Annotated in this window: 18 protein-coding genes; 6 read left to right on the forward strand and 12 right to left on the reverse strand. The window is 49.5% G+C overall.

The window, feature by feature from the left end:
- The first annotated feature begins 154 nt into the window (after positions 1-154).
- Both P1P86_13805 and P1P86_13810 read left to right on the forward strand, forming a co-directional pair.
- Positions 155-2,035, forward strand: a complete 1,881-nt coding sequence (locus tag P1P86_13805) for an ATP-binding protein (protein ID MDF1576258.1) — start codon at positions 155-157, stop codon at positions 2,033-2,035.
- 264 nt (positions 2,036-2,299) lie between these two features.
- Complete coding sequence (locus P1P86_13810) at positions 2,300-2,809, forward strand: hypothetical protein (GenBank protein ID MDF1576259.1); 510 nt, start codon at positions 2,300-2,302, stop codon at positions 2,807-2,809.
- A 6-nt stretch (positions 2,810-2,815) separates the two neighbouring features.
- Here the strand turns inward: P1P86_13810 and P1P86_13815 are convergent, their stop codons facing one another.
- From P1P86_13815 to P1P86_13845, 7 genes are all read right to left on the reverse strand, one after another.
- On the reverse strand, positions 2,816-3,691 hold the full coding sequence (locus P1P86_13815) for a sugar phosphate isomerase/epimerase (protein ID MDF1576260.1): 876 nt from the start codon (positions 3,689-3,691) through the stop codon (positions 2,816-2,818).
- Positions 3,692-3,829: 138 nt separating this feature from the next.
- Positions 3,830-5,518 (reverse strand): tetratricopeptide repeat protein, encoded by a 1,689-nt coding sequence (locus P1P86_13820; GenBank protein MDF1576261.1) that lies wholly within the window; start codon positions 5,516-5,518, stop codon positions 3,830-3,832.
- 18 nt (positions 5,519-5,536) lie between these two features.
- Entirely contained in the window at positions 5,537-5,941 is a 405-nt protein-coding gene (locus tag P1P86_13825) for a tetratricopeptide repeat protein (protein MDF1576262.1), read from the reverse strand.
- A 157-nt stretch (positions 5,942-6,098) separates the two neighbouring features.
- Positions 6,099-10,220: an MBG domain-containing protein gene (locus tag P1P86_13830; GenBank protein ID MDF1576263.1), complete on the reverse strand. Its 4,122-nt coding sequence runs from the start codon at positions 10,218-10,220 to the stop codon at positions 6,099-6,101.
- Positions 10,221-10,229: 9 nt separating this feature from the next.
- Positions 10,230-10,592, reverse strand: a complete 363-nt coding sequence (locus tag P1P86_13835) for a hypothetical protein (protein MDF1576264.1) — start codon at positions 10,590-10,592, stop codon at positions 10,230-10,232.
- Between the two features lie 414 nt (positions 10,593-11,006).
- On the reverse strand, positions 11,007-11,795 hold the full coding sequence (locus P1P86_13840; GenBank protein ID MDF1576265.1) for a M48 family metallopeptidase: 789 nt from the start codon (positions 11,793-11,795) through the stop codon (positions 11,007-11,009).
- Positions 11,796-11,876: 81 nt separating this feature from the next.
- Positions 11,877-12,788 carry a patatin-like phospholipase family protein gene (locus P1P86_13845; protein ID MDF1576266.1) on the reverse strand — a complete coding sequence of 304 codons (912 nt, stop codon included), beginning with the start codon at positions 12,786-12,788 and terminating at the stop codon, positions 11,877-11,879.
- Positions 12,789-12,849: 61 nt separating this feature from the next.
- Between P1P86_13845 and P1P86_13850 the strand changes: the two genes are divergently transcribed.
- A complete protein-coding gene (locus P1P86_13850) occupies positions 12,850-17,076 on the forward strand; it encodes an acyl-CoA dehydratase activase (protein ID MDF1576267.1) in 4,227 nt (1,408 codons plus the stop codon).
- 61 nt (positions 17,077-17,137) lie between these two features.
- On the opposite strand, the gene P1P86_13855 is transcribed toward P1P86_13850, so the two are convergent.
- The 3 genes from P1P86_13855 to P1P86_13865 all read right to left on the reverse strand — a co-directional run bounded on the left by P1P86_13855 (position 17,138) and on the right by P1P86_13865 (position 18,511).
- On the reverse strand, positions 17,138-17,803 hold the full coding sequence (locus P1P86_13855) for a DUF6340 family protein (GenBank protein MDF1576268.1): 666 nt from the start codon (positions 17,801-17,803) through the stop codon (positions 17,138-17,140).
- Positions 17,769-18,143, reverse strand: coding sequence for a hypothetical protein (locus P1P86_13860; GenBank protein MDF1576269.1), 375 nt, complete (start codon positions 18,141-18,143; stop codon positions 17,769-17,771). The genes P1P86_13855 and P1P86_13860 overlap by 35 nt, the downstream gene beginning before the upstream one ends.
- A gap of 83 nt (positions 18,144-18,226) precedes the next feature.
- The gene (locus tag P1P86_13865; GenBank protein ID MDF1576270.1) at positions 18,227-18,511 is read right to left on the reverse strand and encodes a DUF427 domain-containing protein; all 285 of its coding nucleotides are present in this window, start codon (positions 18,509-18,511) and stop codon (positions 18,227-18,229) included.
- A 150-nt stretch (positions 18,512-18,661) separates the two neighbouring features.
- Here P1P86_13865 and P1P86_13870 point away from each other — a divergent pair, with 150 nt between their 5' ends.
- Entirely contained in the window at positions 18,662-18,784 is a 123-nt protein-coding gene (locus P1P86_13870; protein ID MDF1576271.1) for a hypothetical protein, read from the forward strand.
- A 93-nt stretch (positions 18,785-18,877) separates the two neighbouring features.
- Entirely contained in the window at positions 18,878-19,999 is a 1,122-nt protein-coding gene (locus tag P1P86_13875) for a PQQ-like beta-propeller repeat protein (protein ID MDF1576272.1), read from the forward strand.
- Positions 20,000-20,023: 24 nt separating this feature from the next.
- Here P1P86_13875 and P1P86_13880 read toward each other — a convergent pair whose 3' ends face one another.
- Entirely contained in the window at positions 20,024-21,517 is a 1,494-nt protein-coding gene (locus P1P86_13880) for a hypothetical protein (protein ID MDF1576273.1), read from the reverse strand.
- Positions 21,518-21,542: 25 nt separating this feature from the next.
- Positions 21,543-22,106: a DUF2179 domain-containing protein gene (locus P1P86_13885; GenBank protein ID MDF1576274.1), complete on the reverse strand. Its 564-nt coding sequence runs from the start codon at positions 22,104-22,106 to the stop codon at positions 21,543-21,545.
- Positions 22,107-22,361: 255 nt separating this feature from the next.
- Here P1P86_13885 and P1P86_13890 point away from each other — a divergent pair, with 255 nt between their 5' ends.
- Positions 22,362-23,537, forward strand: coding sequence for a DUF4249 domain-containing protein (locus tag P1P86_13890; protein MDF1576275.1), 1,176 nt, complete (start codon positions 22,362-22,364; stop codon positions 23,535-23,537).
- Positions 23,538-23,566 lie beyond the last annotated feature (29 nt).

Consider the following 23,566-nt stretch of genomic DNA (forward strand, 5'->3'; position numbering starts at 1 on the left):
TACATCTGACTGATATTCAGCCCGTTCAACTCTTGAAGAAATTGTTTAAATTGAAATTCGTGATAAACTCACGCTAGAGCAAACTTTCTTCGCTTATTTTCGTATTTCCCTTTATATGCATGCCCGATATACAGCCGGTATAATATTGCTTGTGATGCTATGGGCCTCACCGGCCATGCCTCAGAATTTGGATAGCCTGATGGCTCTGCGCGATACCTCCCGGATCGACGTGGAACAAATCAAGCTGCAGTTAGAGATGGCCTATGCTCTGAGCGACTCGGATATCCGCTCGGCACTCGACCATGCCAACCGGGCCCTGAGTGAAGCTGAGGAGATCGGTTCGGAGCGATGGACCGCAGAAGCAAAACTGGCTATTGGAAGATTTTACGATTACCTGGGGGTAAATGAAGAAGCTGCCAATCAGCTGAAGGAGGCCTTTAACAGTTTTGTGGAACTTGGAGATTCCGCCAAACAGGCTTCTGCTCTGATGCATATAGGCAATAATTATTTCTACATCAAGCAGTACAAACCTGCCTTAAAATACTTCTCTCTGGTTTCCGAATACGGAAGAGCTCTGAAAGATACCTCCTTAATAATCAGCGGACTCAATGCCACGGCGGCCGTCTTAGGCAATACATCCAAAATGGATTCAGCCCTGATCCTGTTTAATGAAGCACATGCACTCTCCCGCCAGTTCGGGAGCCTGCAGAAAGAAATCCTTGCCTATTACAATATGGGAGATGTGCACCTCTATTCGGGACGCAGAACCCAGGCCCTGGAAGTATTTCACGATCTGGAGAACTACTACAACCTGAAGGAAAACAGTCCGAAGCATCTTTCCAGCCTTTACAACTCCATGACCAGGGCCTACATGGAGAAGAGGGATCTCCCAATGGCCAAGGCCTACTCTGAAAAAACCCTGAGTGCCCTTCAGGAAAATATGCGCTATACCGAGTACCAGGAGTATTATCTGAATCTATTCCGGATCGATACCCTGGAAAACCTGGCCGATGATGCCCTGCACCATTACATCAGATACACCGAATTGAACGACAGTCTGAACAATGCCAGTTTTAAGGAGAGGCTGGCCAATCTGGATCTCTATTTTGAACTGGAATCGGAGGAGAACCAGATCGAACGCCTTACCCTGGATAATCAGTTTAAAGATCTTAAAATCAGGCAAAAGCGCCTTACCAATTATGGATATGTCACGCTCTCCCTGCTTCTGCTGACCATTGTCTTCCTGGTGATCCGCTCCTACAGGAAAATAAAAGAGAAAAACATACTCCTGGAGAAGCAGAAGGAAGATTTGAAAGCCGCACAGCAGCGGCTGGTCCAATCCGAAAAGATGGCCTCCATCGGAACCCTGACCGCTGGTATTGCCCATGAAATAAACAATCCGCTTAATTTCATTTCGGGCGGACTGGCCATCCTGAAAGAGTTGCAGAAGGAGCTCAACTGGGAGGGCCGGGAAGAGGAGAGGCAGCGCTGCATCACTGCCACAAACATGGCTTATGACGGACTGGATCGCTCGGCTGCTATTGTGAAAGCCCTGATGACCTTTTCACACCGCGGAGAATCAAAAAAAGTGGAGACCGATCTCCATCAGACCATTGATCATACCCTGATGTTCCTGAAATCCAGAATCTCCGACGATATTCAAATCATCAAACAGTACCGGCTGACTAAGCCGGTCCCCGTTTTTCCGGAGAAGATGCACCAGGTGATCATAAATCTTCTTGACAATGCTATTTTTGCAGTGAATATGGAACCTTCCCGTCCCAGGATCATCGCCATTTCAACCAGGATGAAGGACGGCAAGGCTCTTCTCTCATTTTCTAACACAGGTCCCCGGATCGCCCTGGAACACATGGACCAGCTCTTCGATCCTTTCTTTACCACAAAAGAGCCCGGGCAGGGAGCCGGACTTGGCCTCTCGATCTGCTATACGCTTGTATCTGAACACAAAGGTGAAATTGAGGCAAAGAATACCAGCGAAGGGGTTATCTTCCATGTGACCCTGCCCCTTAAATAGCTTCGGTCAATAATACTTGTTGAAAAAGCCATTCTACCGGCAGTAAAATAAAATCAAGAGAATAAAGTAAGGCATATTAGAAAAAAAATGTATCTATGTACTTCCATGGACCGTGTAACCCCAAAGCTTGGCGTTCCCTACAAATTAAAGTCCCTCCTTTTAAAAGGAAAGGCATTTCTTTATACTCTCGCACATTTGAGGGATCTGTTCCGGATTAGAAAACTGCGGAAGCATTTCACCGGAATACAATTATCTCCTGCCGAATTGATAAAAATCATTCACGCTGTTCAGAGCTTCGATCCATGCAGAATGCTGGTGTTCGGACTGGGAAACGATTCCCCATTCTGGTGCGAAATCAACAAGCACGGTCGCACGGTGTTCCTGGAGGATTTTAAACCCTGGTTTCAGAATATTACCGGCAGGTATCCTGAAATAGAAGCTTATGCTGTATCCTATCCCTGCAATATCACTCAGTGGAAGGAGCTGCTCGACCAAGCCCACCGCCTCACAATAGACCTGCCGGACACCGTCGCCGGAAGCAGCTGGGATGTGATCCTGGTCGATGGTCCGCGTGGCCATAAATATTCGGAAGAGATCCCCGGCAGGATGTCCAGTATCTATATGGCATCGCGGCTGGCAGGAAAGAGCAGTTATGTTTTTGTGCATGATGCTCAACGCACCGTGGAAAAGGTATACGCACAACGCTACCTGGGACAGGACCGCCTCATAGAACAGGTAAGTGGCAGGGCCCTGCTGCTGGTATACCGCTTCTGAAAGGCTCTAGAATTCTAATAAAAACCGGGCACTCTCCTCGAAGGTAACAGGGTCCATCTCCACAAAATAATTCTGTACCCCTCCGGTTTTTGCCGCTTCAAAGAGATCCTTCCAGTCCACGACACCCTGGCCGAGAGGAACCTGCGACTCCTTTTCAATGGAATAGTCGGCCAGATGAGCAGAGATAAACCGTCCGGGGTACTTCCTGAAGTAATCCTGGGCCTTGTACCCCTCGTCGATGACGGCTACCTGAAATTGCATTTTCACCAGTTCCGGATCAAGCTCATCCATCAGTACCGGATAGATCAGTTCCCCGTCGATTTTCTGGAATTCAAAATTATGATTATGGTAAACCATCTGCATCCCAGCTGATCTGGTCCTTTCTGCTATTTTATTGAGCTCATGGGCAGCCCTTTTCCAATCGTCCATGGTGGCAGTCCCGAGCCTTACCCCGGGCATGGACTGAGCCATCTGCTTCATGCCTAACTGGGATGCCCACTCGATCCTGTTATCCAGGGAGTTCTTCAATTCCCCCGAAGTAAAATGGGAACTGGTGCATTTCAAACCGGCATCCTCAATAATCTTCCTCATTTCCGCTCCGGACATCTCATTCAGGGATTTAAAACCATAACCCAGCGGGGAGCACATCTCCACCTGGGAGTAGCCCATAGCTGCCATTTTTTTCAGTGTTCCTGAAAAATCCTTGAGCAGCTCATTGCGAATGGTCCAGATCTGAAATCCAAAGGGCCCCATGGAGCCGGATCCCGCTCTTTTCCCATAGGCTCCGTATGCCTGATTTCCAAAAGGTATGGCAGCTAATAAGGCCGTCGATGCCAGTGCAGTTCCGGCATTCCTGATAAATTTTCTTCGGTTGGTTTTCATAGTCAGTCAGCTAGAGAGTAATGATCCAACAAGATAGAAAAAACTGGAAGTGACAGGCCGGGAAATCAGGAAAAAAATTTTAACATGCCATTTAAGATCCATTTTCCGGAGGAAGAACTATGGAAAGAAATGCTCTGCTCAGACCCTGATACCAAAAACGATAATATCATCGATCTGTTCATTGGTCCCTCTCCAATGATCAAAGGCCTGTTCAAGGGTCTGCCTCTGAACATCCATGTTCTCCTCCTGAACAGAAAGCAAAAGCTTTTTAAAGTTCATGGATTTAAAACGCTTCCGCTGTTCTCCTCCAAACTGGTCGAGATAACCGTCCGAAAACATATAGAAGGAATCCTGCTCCTTCAGGTATACCAAAGTGGTGCGAAAAGGAGTCTCTTCCCAGTGGGTTCCTATTGGCTGCTTGTCTCCTTTGAGTTCAAAAAGCCTGTATTCTCCATGTTCAACCGACGCATGTTTTTCGAGGTCGTTCTGTTCGGGTATACTCTTTTTCCGGATAATATACAGGGGATTATTGGCCCCGGCAAAGTGAAGCTCGCGGGTACTTTTGTTTAAGATGGCAATGGCCAGATCCATCCCGTCCTTCTGCTCATCCGTATTGCCCTGCTGAACGAGCATCTCTTTTACCTTTTCCCGCAGCCGGTCGAGGATGGCCCCCGGGGCATCAAAACAACGGTCGCTTATCAATTCATTGAACATGGTAATCCCAAGCACGCTCATAAATGCTCCGGGTACCCCGTGCCCGGTATAATCGGCTCCCACAATCACCAGGTGATCCTGCACCTCCTTGATCCAGTAAAAGTCACCACTCACAATATCCTTGGGTCTGAACAGAACAAAGTGCTCGGGAAGTAACTCGCCGAGTAGTTCCGGAGAAGGCAGAATAGCCGACTGGATACGCTGGGCATAGGCAATGCTGTCGGTAATCAGCTCCTTCTGCATATTAATTTTTTCATTGGTTTTCCTGATAAAGCGCATCCGGTTATAAAGGCCCACAGCAAAGGCAAGAATGAAAAGCCCCAGGACCCCGACAGAGATGCTAATGGCCTTCTGTCGTCTGGCCACCAGTTGCTCTATCTCCGATTGCTGCTCCAGGAGGACAATCTCATTCTGTTTTTTCTCCATCTGATAGGAATTCATCAGTTCCTTGGTCCTGTTATCCGATTCAATCCGGTAGATCATATCTTCAATTTCATTCTGCATAGAAAGATAATTATAGGCACTGGGGTAGTCCGATATTTTTGCATAATTGGTGGCCAGGCCCTCGTAGGCAGAAGATAGTTCCGGGTCCAGCCCAATCTTCCCGGCGATCGTTTCTGCCTCCTTAAGGTAATCGATCGCCTTTGCCGGCTGGTTCAGATTCTCATAGGTAGAAGCCAGCCCCAGCAGTATTGCCACCATTTCCCGCTGCGAATTTTCTTTCCTGGCCATGACCAGAGCATCCTGCTGGTAACTCAGGGCCTGTTGATACTCCCCTTTTTCGGAATAAATGCTTCCAATGAAATTGAGCGCAGAGGCAATATCGGCGCTGCTGGTTAATATGGTCAGGGACTTCTCAAAATAATAGAGGGCAGAATCGTATTCCTCCTTCTCTATGTAAATCTCACCCAGATTGGTGGTTGCCAGACCAATAATCCTGTGATCATTAAGGGCTTCTCCCAATTCGATAGCTCTCAGGTAATAATTCCTGGCCGAATCATGGGTGGCAGGCATCTCCGAATAGATCACCCCGATATTCAGAAGCATGGTACCAATCCTGGTACTGTCAGAAAGTTTTTCGGCCATCCTGAGAGCCGGCAGGAACAGTTCCATGGCCTCCACATTCTTACCCTATGTCAGGTAGGCTGCCCACATATTACCTAATAAATTAGCAACCAGCTGCTCATCTCCCAGCTCTTCAAAAAGAGCTAAGGAAGGTTCCCAGTACCTTAATGCCTCGGTAAATTCTCCTTGCATATAGTAGCCCAATCCGATGTTTTTTAAAGCCAGAGCCTCTCCTGCAGTATAATGAATCTTCCCGGCCAGGTCTAAGGCTTCTAAACAGTAATTGATGGCCTCGTCCGGATCCTCACTGTAAATAGCGTCGGCGATGGCATTCAGGGTATTGACTCTTGCAGAATCCTCTGGCAAATTCCTGAGCAGCAGTTTCAGACTGACGACCGGCGCTTCCTGTGCCTGGAGGAGGCAGCTTAGGAACAGCAGGAGGGCCAGTGAATATTTACGATACCTTATCATTATCTGTACTTTATACCTGTCAGTCTGTTCAATTGGCAATCAGGGATAATTAACAATATGCGCAGCTAATGGTTCGTATCCATCGACAAAAGAGGGATCCGCAGATCCCTCTTTTTATAATAAACCCCGTATTTTGCGCAATACGATCTCTTTCTCCTTATTTCTTATCGATCTGCACAACCCTGGGTCCATCCTCCATCACAATCCGGATCAAATAGTGCCCGGCCGATAGCTGCTCCATATCGATCTCCAGCTTATCGTTCCGCTTATCGATAGAGGTAATGGGAAACGACCTGCCCGAAAAATCATATAAGCTTACCATTTTATAATTCTGGATATCCTTCATGCTCAGATAGACCTTACTGGTTACCGGGTTGGGATAGGCCAGGAGTTCATCCCCGGCAGGTGGTTCCTCCTGGATGCCGGAAGAGACTGCAGCCGACTTCTGGTTGTTCTTACATTTCGTGGAACTCGAATTAGCATTGGCCGCATTGGACACCTTCTGATCGCCATCCCGGCTGTTGACGGTCCAGGAAAGCTCCGTCCCGTCAAAGAACACCCTGAAGGATCCGCCTCCGGGATTGAACATGGAGGGAACGGGATCAGAATTTTCCCGGTCGATCCCGCTACCCGTTAAGAGATTATCATCACCCAGAGGAATATAAACCGTTACATCGTTCTCATTCTTATACTCAAAATTAGCCACAAAGTAACCGGGTGAAAGCTCTTCGATACAATTCAGCACCGGCTTTACGGCCCGGGTACCCGGACCATAGGGATTGACATACAGGGTTCCCGTTTCGTAGGTATAGTAATAGTTGCCATTCGAGGGAACCGGTGTCACCGTATAGGTCCCGGCAGACTCCTCCGAGGAGGGATCATAGGCCGCGCCATCTGCGTCCCTAAGGACCGTATAGCCCTCATTGCCCGCATCGCCCGGAATCCAGCCATTGTAAATAAAAGCAAATACCGGCAGGGGATCTCCCTCCATGATATACAGGATGGATTCATAGGGAGTTACGCTGACTTCTCTCGGGGTAATTTCTGCGCTTGTTTCCGCACTAAAATTGGCCAGGTAGTTGTCCGCATCGGTCCCGGAGGCAGACACATTGGCCGTATAATTTCCTGCGTTGGCCCCGGAAAGCGAGAGACCAAGGACGGTCACATTCTTCAGTTCGCCCACCTGTTTGTCCTCAAACAGGGCAGAAGAATAGCTAATATCCAGCTCGCCACCTGCCAGCCGGTTATCGGAAAGGGTAACTTCAGCAGCCCTGGTTCCGTCGTATACTTTGTTTGAGGCCGATACCCGGATGATCAGGGATGCCGGATCAATGGTAAAGATTGCTGAATCGTACCGGATGGAATAATTTTCACCGGCAGTTACACTCCCCTGCAAAATCGCGTACTCCCCTGCAAAATCGCCTTCCTCACGGATCAAAGCACCCACGATGGTGTCCTCCCCCAGCAATCCGGACTCCTGGTATGTCAGGCCGGGATCATCACCGCCATAGGTCTTGCTTTTATCATCCGCCATTATGGTCAGATCGGCCGGATCAATAGTCAGTGTTCCCAGTCCGTAGGATATCTCAAAGTTATTGGAAACAAAAGTTCCCGGGACAATCCAGTGCCGGCCAACGGTGGTGCCGGTTATAAAACTTATGGGAGTGAAGCCCACATTTTCAGTGGTATCCCCAATTTCGGTAGCATCAAACACCAGGATGCTGTTGCTATTATCATTAATGGTAGATTCGTTGACCAGGGCAGTGCCCCTGAGGCTCAAAGGACTTCCGTTGACCAGGGCGGTTCCCCGAACATAGTTCAGTCCGTTGACCAGGGCAACTCCCCTGAGCATGGTCACCCCATTGACCAGGGCCACACCACGGATCACGGGGATCCCGTTGACCAGGGCCACACCGCGAACCAGTCCGATTTCATTGCTTAACGCAGCGGTATGCTCATTTTGAACCATCTGCAAAAGAGAGTCCGGACTCGTAATCAAAACCGAAGAATCACCTATCTGGTATAGGAACCGGAATCCTTCAGCAGGCAACTTTTCTCCATAGACTAAACGGGTATCCACCGGAGTAATGGTCAAAGCAAGTTTTTCTATGGTCAGACTGCCGTTTACAAATTCCAGGATAAACCTTTCGGATATGGAAAGATCTATCTCGGCCGGATTGGCCGTATCCGCCTCCGGAAACAGCGCAGGAATAATAATATACTGGCCTGCATCTGAATTATCACCGGCCGGCACCGCATAGGAGAGGTCCGATAAACGGTCGGCTTCATCCTGCAGCATGACTCCGCCAGATACAGCTTCTTCAAGCGTCAAGCTGTCTTCATCGACCGTCACCACCATGAATTGCGCCGTGTACAGTTTATCGTCCAGTGCTTCTCCATATTTTTTGGTTTGATTATTGGCCGTAATGATCACTCTTTGTTTAAGCGGATCGGAAAAATATACCTCTTCCGAGAAACCGCCATCCACCTGGCTTTCAGAGATGGGGGGCGTATAGACCTGGATCCCGGGATTCCCGATAAACCCTCCGTGAACAACGGAAATCGTACTCTCGTCCACCACTACAACACCGGTATCCAGTGCTTCGCCCCTGAACCATACCTGGGTCGAATCGGTGAAGAAATCACCGGTTATAGTAAAGGAGAAGGGAGTGATTTCCGTACCGGGCACTCCACCTTCAGAAGCCAGAATCAGGTTTTCCACATAAGGAGATGGGTTTGCAAAGGACATAATCGCCTTATGAGCCTGGATAAAACCCGAACCTGATACCAGGTCCACTCCCGGATCATCTCCATCGATAGCCGTCTCCTTCAGCAGGGCCCTGATCGTTTCAGGATTCACCAGACTGACTGAGTCAAACTTCAGTTTTGCTTCCATGATCAGTGCCGCAACACCTGCTGTATGCGGTGATGCAGCCGAAGTTCCAAAGAAATTGGGAAACAGGGTATCCGGGTCGATGCTACTGTTCCAGTCCCCGTTACCCAGATCGACGGTGGTGTTGACTCCGTTTGGAGCGGTGATATCCGGTTTGTCACGGACCACTCCGTTTACCGGTGTACCTCCTACCGACGAAAAGGACATGATTACGGGTACCGGATATTCCTCCGGATTATAAGTCGGATTCTTGTCGAAGCGAACGGCCCCCACAGAGATGGCTCCAGCCGCATTGGGGTGCCCCACGATGGTGGATGAACCGCCTTCCCCATACTCAAGCATTTGGAACTGCGATCCTCCGCGGAACAGGATGTATTTGAAATGAACCGGCACCTCACCGGCGGCCCTGGCGATGACCACATTGGCCGTGACACTGTCGCCCACCACCGAAAACGGGACCACCTCTATGGGGAAGCCTCCCACATTTTCCCGGTTGAAACCCAAAAGAGAAAACCCGATATCATCGGAAAGAAAAATATCCAGGTCGGTGGTGGTGGTATTCATGGTGGGATCCGAATGATCGTCCCATTGAAGCACCAGGGTATATTCCCCCTCAGGAAGCAGAACACTCTGAAAGATATCTCCGCCATCAAAATCATGGGCCGTCCCGTTAATGGTCGATGGCGCTTCAGCGGAACTGAAATCAGCTTCATAAGAGGCCCTTCCAAAATTTCCTGCCGAGGAGAAAAATGTAACTCCTTCGCTTACGACAGAATCAATGGTAACAGAGATCACCCCATCACGGAAAAAAGGCTCGGTGATATAGGAAAGATCGTCTACGATCACATCGGATCCGGCATTGGCCAGTTCCCTGATACCCAGAGCCATGTCCAGCTCGCCCAGGTAGCCGGTCCGGAATGCCAGTTCAGCGCCCGGGGCAATATCATGAACGATCTGCAACATGGCCCTGCCCTCATCGGAAAGGACCCCGTGGGAGGGAACAATGTCTTTGAGCACCTCCACCTCCCGGGTGTATCCTTTCGGGTTACCCAGGCCGGGCAGATCGCCGTTGCTTACATCATTATTTGCTTTGAGCCGGGTATTGTAACTGTTTGAAAGCACCCCGATTTTCACCCCGGAGCCGTCGATATCAAAACCCAGACGAGCAAAATCGGAGTGCATGGCAAAATCGCCCTGGCTTTTCGTGAGGCCGGTAGCCGGAACAATGTAATTGCTTACGCCCGGATAGACGGGACGGGCATAATAAAGCGCCGTAAAAAAATTCAGTTCACTCAGGTCGCCGATTTCCACCCACCCGGTGGCACGGCTTAAAAGGGGATCTTCCGTAAGCAGGTCGAATCCCAGACTGTCCAGGCTGTAAAGCATGGCATCGTACTAACCGCTGTTGGCCACCACCTCGATGAGTACTCTGGTCCCATCGATCTGGAAAACAGCATCGGTGGCTCCCTCAGGCGGATTGTAGCCCGGAATGATATTCAGGCTTTCCTGAGCACCTCTGCAATGGTTGGAGTTAATGTTGGCATCGGTGGTCTTCTCCGTTCCGTCAGGAAAGACCACGGTCCACTCTACCCGGTCCTTGTGATCAAACTCCTGGCTGAAGGCCTTCTCCTTAACACCAGGTTCAAAGGTGTAAATTCCATACTTTTTGGCTTGACCATGGTTATATGTAACTACGCTACCCGATTCATCTATCACAAGCGTTTTCTTTCCCTTGTTCTCGTAACCAAAGTGCGCCAAAATTTTACCGTCACCAACATACTCCGTACAGCTGAGCACAATGTCCACATCATATTAGCTACTTCCTTTCTGTCCGAACAGGCCGGGAGCGTACAAAGAGATAATTGAAATAAATATGAAGCCTGTTAACAGGGACCTTTTATTAATAGAGTAGATTTTTTTCATAGTTCTTTAGCTTAGCTCAGAATTGTTCCTTGATCAGGGTCCATTTTTGCCCACTGCAACTGCTAACAAAACTGACTTTATTAAGTTCTTAAGGGAAAGGTATTTAACTTCTGATTAACAGTTTTTACACCTTCCCTTGTATTTATATGTAAGTAGGGAATTATTAAGCCCTGCTGTTGTTAAGGAAATCCTAAAATACAGGAACAAGCCTGTATTTCAGTTGAATGGAGAGATATAAGTGATTAAAACCTATCTGGCCTTATAATACTCCAGGGCCCTGGGCATGATCCGCTTCAGATTCCCGATCCGGTTGGAAGGATCGGGGTGTGTGGACAGGAATTCCGGCGGGCGGGAGCCTGATCTATCAGCCATCCGTTCCCAGAATGCAGGAGCAGTTTGCGGATCGTACCCCGCCATGGCCATAAAGTACAAGCCCAATTCATCCGCCTCCGTCTCATGGGTCCGGGAGTAAGGCAGCACCACTCCCACCTGGGCCCCAACGCCAAAGGCCAGCATGGCCAGATCGATGGTCTCCTTTTTCTGTGTCTTCAGAGCTTCGGAAAGGGCTATTCCCCCCATCTGGAGGGCCAGTTGCTGCGACATTCGTTCATTTCCATGCTGGGCCACCGCATGAGCGATCTCGTGACCCATGACTACCGCAATCCCGTTCTTATCCTGGCAGACGGGCAGAATTCCTTCGTAGAAAGCGATCTGTCCCCCGGGCAAACACCAGGCATTCAGTTCTTCGGAGACCAGCACGTTGTACTGCCATTCATATCCTTCAACGGCCGTCTGCAGATTATTCAGCTTCAGATAAGCCTCCACCGCCACGGTGAGTTTCTCACCCACCTCTTTAACCATGTTCACATAAGTAGTATTGGTCGATAACTGTGCCTCTGCCAGCACCTTTGAATAGCTTTCGTTGCTGAGCGCTATCATCTGGGAGGCAGGGATGGCTACAAATTGCTTTCGCCCGGTCATGGGGACTATGGCACAAGAGAGCAGGAAAACAAGGGGCAGAATAAGTAACTTTTTCATGAGAACTGTGTCCTAAGGCAAATGTGATGGTGTATGAATAACGTATGACCAAGTCATTTGTTTAGGCCAGTAAAATTATTTCTATTCCCGGGAGGATTCCAGTCCATCAAGGGCCTCTGCGGCTGCCAGCCTTCCCATCTCTATCATCTCCCCGGCCTTGTAAAAGTCAAAAGTGCCGCAGGCATCGTGAGAGACCTCCACCAGCACATCGGGGTTATGCTCATTCAGGGATACCTGTGCAATGCGATCGGTCATCAACGTGATGGTTTTATCAATCAGGTTAAAATATCCCATCTTTTCCTCATGTTTCTGAGACTGTTTACCGGATTGACCATAGGACAGTATCTTCTGAAGGTAGGATTGGAACTCATCCATCTTTTTTTGATAGGCGTGTTTCAGCTTTTCATCCTCCTCCCTGGAGATCTCCGGAAGCTTAACAGGAATACTGGCGTTGACATTAACCACCACCAACAAATCACCGGGAATCCGTTCGGCGTGATTGATGGGAATATTATTTAATACCCCACCATCCACCAGGAGGCCTTCGGCCGTTTTTACGGGTGTTAAAACGGAGGGGATGGAAACCGAAGCCCGGATGGCATCAAAGAGGCTCCCCTGCTTAAATACCACCTCCCTTTTATGGATCAGATCGACAGCCACGGCCGCATAGGGAATGGCTAAATCTTCGATCAGGGTATCCGGAATAAAATCTTTCATCCTGTTAAATACCTTATCTCCCTTAATCATTCCCTGTTTACTCAGTGTAAAATCCACCAGGCTAAGGACCTTCAGCCTGTCGAGCGAGAGCATCCATTCCCTGAATGCTTCGATGGCACCATCGGCATACACGCCTCCCACCAGGGCCCCCATGGAGGTGCCTGCCACCGATGCAATCTGATAGCCCCTGTGCTCCAGTTCATCAATAACACCGATATGCGCGATCCCCCTGGCACCTCCTCCCGACAGGACCAGGGTAACCGGAGATTTGACCATTTTTGACATAGGTATAAAAGTAAAAAAAAACATACATTTATGTTTGGGACCATGAAAAGATATGCCGGAAGAATCAAAAAAAGATAAGAAACTGATCCTGGGGATCGACGTGGGTTCGGTCTCCATCTCCCTGATTGCACTCAGCCAAAACGGGGTCTTGAAGAAGGATGCCTACATCCTGCACCACGGGAATACCCGTGAGGCACTACGCCGCTTATTGAAAAATTATCGTTCCGAAGATATTATTGGAGTAGCGACCCCTTCCGGGAAATCTCATTTTACCGGTCAGGTCCAGGTATATGATCAGCAGGTAGCCCTGATGGAGGCTGCTGATTTTTTGGAACTGAAAGCCCGGTCGATCCTTCATGTGGGTGCGGAACGCTTCTACCTCTTAGAGCTCGATGAGCAGGGTAACTACCTGCAAACCAGTCACAGCTCCTCCTGTGCGGCAGGTACAGGAAGTTTCCTGGATCAGCAGGCCCTGCGGCTGAACCTGAATGACACGGGCCACCTTTCAGAAATGGCTCTCAGAAACAGTGCTCCGGTTCCGGACATTGCGGCAAGATGTTCCGTATTCGCCAAGACCGATCTGATCCATGCACAGCAGAAAGGATATGGCCTGGAGGCCATCTGCGACAGTCTGTGTAAAGGGCTGGCCGATAATATTGCAGATACCCTCTTCAATAAGTCCATCCCCGTGTCGCCCATTTTTATGTCAGGAGGAGTAGCCCTTAACCAATCGGTAGTCAGGCATCTGCAGCGTATCATCGGCAAGGAGATCGAAGTGCATCCATATGCCCATCATCTCCCGGCCATCGGAGCTGCCCTGCTTTTCCGGAAGGAGCTGAAAGAGGGCAAAGAACTGTCTTCCCCCATCCTTTCAAAGCTTCTTGTTGACCCCGGTACGCGGGAGTATTACTATGAACCCCTTCCGGCTCCTGCCGGCAAAGGCCAGGAGGTCCTGATTGAAAAGCAGTATACATATCATCCCTCTGTCTCGAATCATAAAGCGGGGATCCAGGTGGACCTGTTTACTCTGCCCTCCTTCGAAGCAAAACAATTTCACCTGGGGATCGATGTGGGTTCCACGAGTACCAAGGCCGTATTGCTTCACCGGAGTGGTAAACCATTCGCCGGATTCTACACTTATACCCAGGGTCAGCCCCTGAAAGCCGTTCAGGCACTCTACGAGGCCATGGACCACCTCTCTCAAACCTTAAAAGAACCCTTTCACTTCCTGTCGTGCGGAACCACCGGATCGGGACGCAAATTTATTGCCGGGATCGTCAGGGCCGATCAGGACTACGATGAAATTACGGCTCATGCCCGTGCAGCCTATGAATTGAATCCGGAGACCGATACCATTATTGAGATTGGCGGACAGGATGCCAAATTCACCCGCATGAACCGGGGAATGGTCACCTTTTCCCATATGAATACGGTTTGCGCAGCAGGAACGGGAAGTTTTATCGAGGAGCTGGCAGGAAGGCTGGGGGTGAAGCTGAAGGATTACGAGCGCCTGGCCCTGGGCCGTAAGGCACCGCTGGCCAGCGACCGCTGTACTGTTTTTATGGAACGGGATATCAACCAGCTGCTTAGTAAGGGATATTCTGTGGAGGAGGTTCTGGCCACGGTCATTCACTCGGTACGGGAAAATTATCTGAAAAAAGTAGCCAGTGAGGCCCATATTGGCGAACACATCTGTTTCCAGGGAGCCACTGCCAAAAACAGGGCTCTGGCTGCCGCTTTCGAGCAGCGCTTAAACAAACCGATCTTTATCTCCCCGCTTTGCCACCTTACCGGGGCCCTGGGTACAGCTCTTCTTCTTAAGGAAGAAGGTATTTCCGCCACGAAATTCAGAGGGCTTGATCTCTACAAAAAGACCATCCCGGTCCAGACCGAAACCTGTGAACTTTGTCTGAACCACTGTACCATCAGTGTGGGCACCATCAACGGCGATAAGCAGGCCTATGGATTTCTCTGCGGCAGGGATTATGAAACCGAGAAATTTGTAAATAAATCATGTTCCGGATTCGAACTATTGAAGGAACGCCGAAAACTGACAGGGGAAGCTGTCCGGAAAGTTTCACACCGGGATCAGAAAAAACCCCGGGTGGGTATGCCGGCCGCCCTGCACCTGATGGAAGACCTGCCTTTCTGGAGTGCTTTTTTCAGAGCCCTGGATATCCCGCTTCACACCAGTGAAAGATACAGAGATTCGCTCAAAGTTGGGAAAAAGATTGCCGGAGCTGAATTCTGTGCCCCCATTGATGCCATGTATGGCCATGTGGCCCATGTGGCCGAAACCTGCGATTTTGTATTTATGCCGGCCTACCTCGAATCCAGGGACAGTCCCGGAAATCAAACCCATAACTTCTGCTATTATACCCAGTTCAGTGCCTCCCTGGCCTACCAGGGGGGGCCGCATATGAGGCATAAACTGGTGAGCCCCATGTTGAATTTCAGCAAAAGCAAGGAGCACAATGCCCGGCAGCTTCTTCAGGGATTAAAAAAGATGGGATTTGATTCTCTGACCCTTCCCAGGGTCATCCGTGCCATGAAAAAGGCAGATACAGAGGCCCGGCAGATCCAGGAGCGTTTAAAAAGGCTGTTCCGAAAAAAGCATGATGAAGAGGAAGTCTCCGTGGTATTACTGGGCAGGCCCTATGTGGTGCTTTCTGAAACGCTGAACAAGGGAATCCCCGACATTTTTACGGGGATGGGTGTCAGGGCGTGGTACCAGGATATGCTCCAGGTGGACCTGGAGCGTGACCAGGATTTCAATCGCCTGCTGGAAAAGACCCCCTGGCACTTTGCCTCCAATATCCTGCGCGCCGCCGAACTGGCGGGACGGACCAAAAATCTCTATCCGGTGCTGATCACAGCTTTCAAATGTGCACCCGACTCATTTATCATCGACTATTTCAAACAGTTGATGCACCTCTGTAACAAGCCCTACCTGATCATCCAGATTGATGAGCATGATTCCAACACCGGGTATGAAACCAGGATTGAGGCAGCCCTGCGCTCCTTCAGGAACCATGCCCTTACGACCACCCTGGTGCCTGATCCCAGGCTGGGATCCCTGCTGCCAGGGGTAGAAAACAGCGTAGGCGGTAAAACCCTGCTGATGCCCAACTGGGATGATTTTACCAGTCCGCTCGTGGTGGCCAACCTGAGAAGGGCCGGAATGGATGCCCGCCTGCTGGAGCCCAGCGAACTGGGAATCCGTAAAAGCATGGTCCATAACACAGGACAGTGCCTGCCTATTAATATCATTGCCCAGAATTGTATCGACTACATTGAAAAGTACCGTCTCGATCCCTCCCGAACCACCTTATGGATGACGGAAGGGCACATCAGCTGCAACCTGAAGCAGTACCCCTATTATATCAAGAAGATCTTGGAAAATTACGGGCAGGGACTTGAAAAGACCTCGGTATACACAGGAAAGATCACCCACCGGGATATCTCCATCAAAGTCACCTACTATGCCTATTTTGCTTATATGCTGGGGGGACTGTTTCACAAGACAGCCTGCCGGATCCGCCCTTATGAGCGTACACCGGGCCAGACCGACCAGGTATTCAAAGAGGTGCACCGGATATTGCTGGATGCCTTCCTGGGAAAAACTTCGCTGGAGAGCGCCATTGAGGATGGACTGTCCCGTGTGGATGAAATAGACTATAATAGAACAGTCAGAAAACCACAGGTGGCCATCTTCGGGGATCTTTATGTGAGGGATAATGAAACCATGAACCAGGGCCTGATCCGGGCCATCGAAGAGGCAGGGGGAGAGGCACTTATTACCCCTTACCACGATTATACCAAAATCACCATTGAAAATATGTTCCGCCGCGCCCAGGAGCGGGGAGAATATATGGAAACCCGTGTAAACAGAGCACTGCTTTATGTGGTGAAATACATGGACGAACGCTACTACAAGCCCTTTATCAGGCATCTGGGCCCACCCCCTGTGATCAAACCCAAACTCCTGGAGAAAAAGCTTGAACATTTTCATATCGATCTCCTGCACGGGGGAGAATCCTACGATAATATCCTGAAAATTTTCTACCTGAAAGAAAACTACCCGGAACTTTCCCTGTTTGTCCAGACCAACCCCTCGTATTGCTGCCCGGCACTGGTTACCGAGGCCATGACCCTCAGGATCAGGGAGCTGACGGGGGTTTCTATTGTCACCCTGACCTATGACGGGACCAGCGATCAGAGAAATGATGCCATCGTTCCCTATATCCGGAATGCCCTGGAAAAAAACAAAAAGGACTGAAGAAGCTCCCAGCAAACTGCGAGGCTTCTTCGCACGACCTGGGACCGGGAGGTGATTGTACTTACTCCAGAGTTTTTCTTCTCAGCAGGACCTTGGTATAACTTCTTCCCAGTTTATCGTCATAATACTCGTAGGATTTCTGAGCCCAGTCCAGGGCAAGATCCGTGTTCCCCATCACTTCGTTGGCTACTGCAATATTGAGACAGGCCCTCCCTGCCGTCTTCCGTTTCTGATGATCTGCCAGCTCACTCCAGATCTCCACCGCTCCCTGCCAGTTAGCTACTTCGGCTCTCCGGTAAGCGGCTTTAAACTGATGTTTCGCCTGTCCACTTGTTCGTTTATAAAGGTCTCTTCTGACCATATAGAAACCGGGCATAAATCGCTCTATGTAAGCGATTCCGGCGTTGTAAGCCGCCTCCGGAAGAACCGTTGGAGGAAGAATACCCCCTTTTGTATCGAAAGTCAGGTAAGCGGAATGCTGGTACTGATCGATGATCGATTTTGTACCCGGATGATAGAGGCGCCAGTAACACACCACATTCATATTCACCTGCCCGGGCAGGGTCGGTTTGGGAGATCCTGTGGAAAGAATAGCTGCCATCTGTTCCGTTGCCGCGAATGCCAGCAGGTCCGTATTGGAATCAAAAGTCTCCAGTACCAGGAGGGCATCTGTCCGCTCCGATTCGCATATTTCAGCCACCAGGTCCCAGTCCAGCAACTCCGGCATTTCGCGTGTTCCTGTACCGTACAATCTGACTTTTCCGGGGAATAATAATATCGGTCCCTTCCATGCCTTTGACCGCATCGTAGGCCCCTTTAATACACTCATCTGAAGCCAGATGGTCGGAGCCGGCAATCTCGCTGCTGACAATGGCTTCCACGAGCTTAGCATCCGCATCCTCCTCTTCCACCAGGGAGCGGTTCACCACCGCAATGTAGTTCACATCATCGGGCAGATAGGCCTGGGGGGGCTGGGGGTAATTAAGGCTTACATAGCCGTATTTGCTGCATCCGGAAACGGTCAGTGCAAGCATCAATAATCCGTAAAAAGCTTTTTTGGTCTTCATGGCAGACAATCATTAATAAGAACTGGCTTAACTGGGTATTGCCTGCCTATACGAGAAAAAGACCGGGAGGGTTTGTTTATCTGTCAATCCCGGACTACCTGAACACCTTTCCAGAAGGCCACCCTTCCTTTGATCCCGTCGGCAAGGGGTCTGGGATCTGCATAATACCAGGCCGCATCCTGATTGGTGGCACCATCCACCTCCAGACTGTAATAAGATGCCGTTCCTTTCCAGTGACAAATGGTCTCTGTATCACTCTCTCTTAAAAAATCCCTGTTAACCGAATCAAGGGGAAAGTAACTGTTCCCCTCCACATTCACAATATCATCGCTTTCTGCGATGATCTGATTATTCCATATTGCTTTCATAAAATTTTCTTTCCCAAATAGTCGCACTGCTTATAAAAACCTTACAGTTTAGTTTTAGTTCCATCTGTTTGGCCCATCTTCTTTAATGTCTTATCTTCCTCCAGACCGAATACGAAAATTATTATAAACCCAAATAAATCTTAGCAAGCCATGATCAAAGTATTTAGCATTGCTGCATTCCTGTTTTTACTGGCCGGTTCGCTATCCGGACAAAAACATCTTCCCGGATTTGAAAATAACTGGGCACAATGGCGGGGACCATACGACAGCTGAGTAGCTCCCGCCGCTGATCCGCCCCTTGAGTGGAGCGAGAGCAGAAACATCAGATGGAAATCTGAAATTCCAGGTGTTGGTCATGCCACACCAGTGATCTGGAAAGATCAGATCATCCTTCTGTCTGCCATTCAAACCGACCGGAAGATAGAACCGGATAAGACCGTTGGGCAGGAACAGGAACAGGATTGGATGAATCCCAGATCAACGGACTATATTCATAAGTTTGTGGTTATTTCGGTGGACCGCAACAGTGGGAAGATCCTCTGGCAAACCACTGTCCGGGAAGAACTTCCCTACAGTCATACCCATGAATTTGGCAGCTGGGCCTCCAATTCCCCGGTCACAGACGGGGAAATGATCTTTGCCTATTTTGGCTCCCACGGATTGTACTGCCTGAATTTTGAAGGAAAGATTCTATGGGAACGCGATCTGGGCCGGATGGAAAAGCATATGAGTTTTGGAGAAGGCAGCTCACCCGTCCTGTACAAAGACAAACTGATCGTACTGCGGGACCATCAGGGGCCATCCATGCTCCATGTGATGGATAAACGGAGTGGGAAGGTCCTCTGGGAGGTGGAGCGGGATGAGATAAGTTCCTGGTCCACACCCGCTGTCATTGAACACGGAGGGTATGTACAGTTGATTACCAATGCTACAAACAGAATACGCAGTTATAACCTGGAGAACGGGAACATACTCTGGGAGGCTGGTGGAATGACCCGCAACGTCATCCCCTCGCCTCTCTATTCCGATGGGATGGTCTATCTGATGAGCGGGTTCCGGGGAAGCGCTCTTCAGGCTGTCGATCTTTCGAAGGCAGCAGGAGATATCACAGGCTCGCCGGCCCAGGTTTGGAACTACGGTCAGAATACGCCCTATACCCCCTGTCCGATTATTATGGATGGTAAACTGTACTTCCTGAAAGTAAATAACGGCTATCTGACCTGCCTCGAAACGAAGGATGGGACCGAGCACTATACCAACCAGAAACTGGAGGGGATCAAGAACATTTTTACCTCTCCGGTGGGAGTGAAGGACCGTATCTATATTTGTGGAACCAACGGAGTCTGTTGCGTGGTGAAAACCGGGATGGAGTTTCAGCTCTTGTCGCAGAATACCCTGGATGACCAGTTTTTCGCCTCCCCCGTTGTATTGGGCGACACCCTTTTTCTCCGGGGAGTGAAGAGCCTGTACTGCCTCGCTGGGGATTAACACCCCCGGCGAAGGACTGAGATCCTATTCCTTTGTGATCTTTATGGCCAGTTCCCCGGCCGGGATTTCTATATCCAGATTGATGCGACCCTCCACAGCGCTAAAGCTAAGAGGGGCGGAATAGGAACCCGTTAGGGGATTGAGCATCAGAACCCGAAAATCCCCATGCCCTGTTTCCATCTCCAGCGAAGTATGATCTGTTCCCGTAGCTCTCAGATAAACAGCATAGGACCCCTTTTGATCGGAGAGTACATAAGGGATCAATCCGGGTGAACTTGTGACACTGAAGAGGTCCGGACGAAGCTGCTCCAGCTCAAAGCCATGCAGGAATTCACTTAATACTCTCAGTTGAGAACGCAGGGCCTTGCTCCCTCCCCCGGGGGCCTGGTTTTCTCCCAGTCCATTTTCATTAGCCACAAAAAAGGAATAGTCCAGGTTATTGAACAGACCACCCCCGCTGAGCATGAATTGCCAGGCCTGTCGCCGGTAAACCTGATCGCCGGAACCGGCAAATCCCGTTTCATCAAACCCGATAACCCGGTCATAGTGATAGTTCCACTCCACAGCCTCCGGCCAGGCATAATGAAAGTTAATGATGGAGATATGATCGCTCACTTCCGGGATGGAGGCTCTGAAATTGGAGTAATTCTGGGCGATCAGGTGCTTCCTGGCCAGTCCGGTTTCCTCTTCAGCAATAACGGAAGCCAGATGCTCCTGCCAGGCCATGGATGCCTCGTCGGCGAAATCTGCTTTATAGGTCCAGTCTCCAATCCTCAGGTCTTCCTTGTTCACAATGTTGTAGACAGGAACTGCATGATCGGACCAGGGTTCATTTTGAATTTCAAAGAAAAAATGATCGTATTCATTCAGTTCTTGCACCATCTTTTGAACAAAACTTACCTGGTAGGACAGCAGCTCCCCATTTTGGAGTGTATGTGCATCAAAACGGCTTAAGTCCCCATCCAAATTGATATTATTTGCAGGATTCTGGGGACAAATGTCCCAGTGTTCGTCGCGGTAAATGGAGGAGAAAAGGGTGACTTCCACAATAATATCAAGCTCCGCTGCCGCGATCATAAAATCATGCAGGCGCTTGAAATAGGCCTCATTCCAGCTCGAAAGATCATATTTCCACTCTCCCGTATTCCCCAGTACAAGCATGCTCCAGGGAGTCATGATGCTCTCTTTCGCCGGTGCCAGGGTATTGTGTCGAATTCCAAAACTCTCAGCTTCAATCTCGAAATAGCTTCCTGTAAATATGCGGGTATAATTCATCCCTTCTTCCGAAAGTGTTTTCAAATAAGTGAGGTAGTCAAAATCCTCATTTAGCAGGGCTCCGTAATGTTCCGCAGAAGTAATTAAGGCCAGTGCTTCCCCTTTATAAAGGAAATAATGAGGGTTTGCGGGATGCAACTGGATGGGACCTTCTGCCGGTAGCTCCCGGTTCTCCGGAGATTCACTGACCTGGCAGGCCATCAGCAGGAGGGAAATAGCGATCAGAGTTAGAATTTTCTTCATTACAAATGGATCTTTATGAATTCTATTAACGGTGACGGAAGCGGAGGCGATACGATTTTCGCGCCGGGGAGAGAAGAGCATAGTTGCTTACAAAGCGCATGTCTTCGATGGTGTAGAAAGCCTTCGGATTATATTTTTGGATGATGCCAACCACCTCTCTGAGTACCTTCCGCCTGATAATGATATAAAGCACACCTACCTCTCCCTCTCTTCCCATGCCCGGGACCGTAGTCAGGGCATATCCCTGTTCGCGAAGCCCGTTAATCAGATCGTCGGCCCCCTTCTTGGTAATCACCCTCACCAGTTCATACCCCAGGGCCAGTTTCCCTTCCAGAATCATACCCACGTAGGTACCCAGGCCAAAGCCAAAAGCATATCCTAAATATGTGAACCAGTTATCCAGGTTTGCCATAATCCGGGTAATGGTAATGAGCCAGATCAGGGACTGGGAAAAGCCAACAAATGGTGCCAGGTTCCGGTAGCCTTTCGCAACCATAATCACACGAATTGTATCCAGCGAAACATCTACCACCCTGGCCATCAGGATCAGGACCGGAAGGATAACATAATCAAACCATGAAAATTCCATCACTTGTTCCTCCTTTTTAAAGTCCTGCTAAATTAGTTTATCTCATCCGGTTTAGGGGGATCATGGCATAGAAAATCATAGAATTTGACCATATTTATTACAGTTGCACCACGGGAAAACCAGTAAAGAGTAAAAGAAACGAATCAAAGGAGTTTAATGGCTTTCCCGGAAAACGGGGGTCTGGCTGTTTGGAGAAAAACCATAACTTTGGGCTATTGCAGGGTCGTTCCCTCTGATTCAGGTAACATACAGCTCATGAAAATCAATTCGTACAAACTAATGGCACTGGTTAATCTGGTGGCAGTGCTTCTCCTCCCCGGCTGTGTGGAACGCTATCACCCCGACGACATGTACCTGCGCCCTGGAGTTCTGGTAATCAGTGCCCATATTACTGATAAAGCCGGAACTCAGATCATTGAAGTTTCCCGCTCCTCTCATCCGGAGTCTCCACGTTTTAACCCGGAACCGGGTTGTATTATACTCCTGTTCAGGGAGGACGGGGAGAGCCGGGAATTTATTTCCAGTGCTGAGCCCGGCTATTATGCGGCTGATCTGGATTCGTCCTTTCTGCGCACCGGCATGAATTTCCAGGTGCAGGTGCTTACAGATGACGGGAACGAATACCACTCGGATTTTGACAGGATCAGGCCTGTTCCGCCCATCGATTCCATTTACTCTAAGGTGGAAGATATGATCTATACCGGTGAACAGAATTCCATTCCGGGAATCCGCTTCTACCTCGACTTTACCTACGACGATCAGGCCTGCGAGTACATCCGCTGGGAGCTCACTGAAACATACGAGTTTCACAATCCGAACATGGAAGCTTTTTTGTATCTGAACCGCTGGACCCTCCGGACCCTCGAAGGGGAAGATAATCCGAGAATCTGTTATATTACACGCCCTTTACCTTCCAGTCACAGCATCACCACCCAGGATCTGAATTACGGACCTTTCAGCCAGGCCTTTGATTTTGTTCCCAACGACTGGAACGAACAAAAACTTTTGTTCAAATATAGTCTGATGGTTAAGCAATATTCCCTGGGCCCTGAAGGATTCCACTACTGGAATGAAGTAGGGTCGATCCGGCAGGGACAGGGCATGCTGTTTGACAAACAACCGGCCCTGTTAAAATCAAATATCCGCAACATTGCCGATGAAGATGAAAAGGTGCTGGGCTTTTTCACTATGTCGGGGGTCCGGGAGATCCGCGGATTTGCAGAGGATATTCCGGGGTTCGACGATTCTCCTAATCCCTATTACTGTTTACCGGTGAACAAAGGGCCAGGTTCCAGCAGTCCCACGAATTTTCCGGCCTATTTTGCAAGGGCCAGCTACGATGGCACTACGGTCTACGCACAAGTAAACAAACACTGCGTGGATTGCAGGGAATACAAGGGAAGCTCGGCAATAAAGCCCGATTTCTGGTAACAATAAGCGTTCTGCCGGGATCCGTTTAA

This window comes from Bacteroidales bacterium, from assembly GCA_029210725.1.
In the GTDB taxonomy this organism is placed as follows: Bacteria; Bacteroidota; Bacteroidia; order Bacteroidales.

What these genes read in the sequence shown, in the direction of transcription:
- P1P86_13815 (MDF1576260.1), bottom strand. Translation starts at nt 3,691, where the DNA reads ATGAAAACCAACCGAAGAAAATTTATCAGGAATGCCGGAACTGCACTG.
- P1P86_13825 (MDF1576262.1), bottom strand. Translation starts at nt 5,941, where the DNA reads ATGATAAGGTATCGTAAATATTCACTGGCCCTCCTGCTGTTCCTAAGC.
- P1P86_13880 (MDF1576273.1), bottom strand. Translation starts at nt 21,517, where the DNA reads ATGAAGAAAATTCTAACTCTGATCGCTATTTCCCTCCTGCTGATGGCC.
- P1P86_13885 (MDF1576274.1), bottom strand. Translation starts at nt 22,106, where the DNA reads ATGGAATTTTCATGGTTTGATTATGTTATCCTTCCGGTCCTGATCCTG.
- P1P86_13850 (MDF1576267.1), top strand. Translation starts at nt 12,850, where the DNA reads ATGCCGGAAGAATCAAAAAAAGATAAGAAACTGATCCTGGGGATCGAC.
- P1P86_13855 (MDF1576268.1), bottom strand. Translation starts at nt 17,803, where the DNA reads ATGCCGGAGTTGCTGGACTGGGACCTGGTGGCTGAAATATGCGAATCG.
- P1P86_13840 (MDF1576265.1), bottom strand. Translation starts at nt 11,795, where the DNA reads ATGAAAAAGTTACTTATTCTGCCCCTTGTTTTCCTGCTCTCTTGTGCC.
- P1P86_13890 (MDF1576275.1), top strand. Translation starts at nt 22,362, where the DNA reads ATGAAAATCAATTCGTACAAACTAATGGCACTGGTTAATCTGGTGGCA.
- P1P86_13865 (MDF1576270.1), bottom strand. Translation starts at nt 18,511, where the DNA reads ATGAAAGCAATATGGAATAATCAGATCATCGCAGAAAGCGATGATATT.
- P1P86_13860 (MDF1576269.1), bottom strand. Translation starts at nt 18,143, where the DNA reads ATGAAGACCAAAAAAGCTTTTTACGGATTATTGATGCTTGCACTGACC.
- P1P86_13830 (MDF1576263.1), bottom strand. Translation starts at nt 10,220, where the DNA reads ATGCTTTACAGCCTGGACAGTCTGGGATTCGACCTGCTTACGGAAGAT.
- P1P86_13820 (MDF1576261.1), bottom strand. Translation starts at nt 5,518, where the DNA reads ATGGAACTGTTCCTGCCGGCTCTCAGGATGGCCGAAAAACTTTCTGAC.
- P1P86_13805 (MDF1576258.1), top strand. Translation starts at nt 155, where the DNA reads ATGCTATGGGCCTCACCGGCCATGCCTCAGAATTTGGATAGCCTGATG.
- P1P86_13845 (MDF1576266.1), bottom strand. Translation starts at nt 12,788, where the DNA reads ATGGTCAAATCTCCGGTTACCCTGGTCCTGTCGGGAGGAGGTGCCAGG.
- P1P86_13870 (MDF1576271.1), top strand. Translation starts at nt 18,662, where the DNA reads ATGATCAAAGTATTTAGCATTGCTGCATTCCTGTTTTTACTGGCCGGT.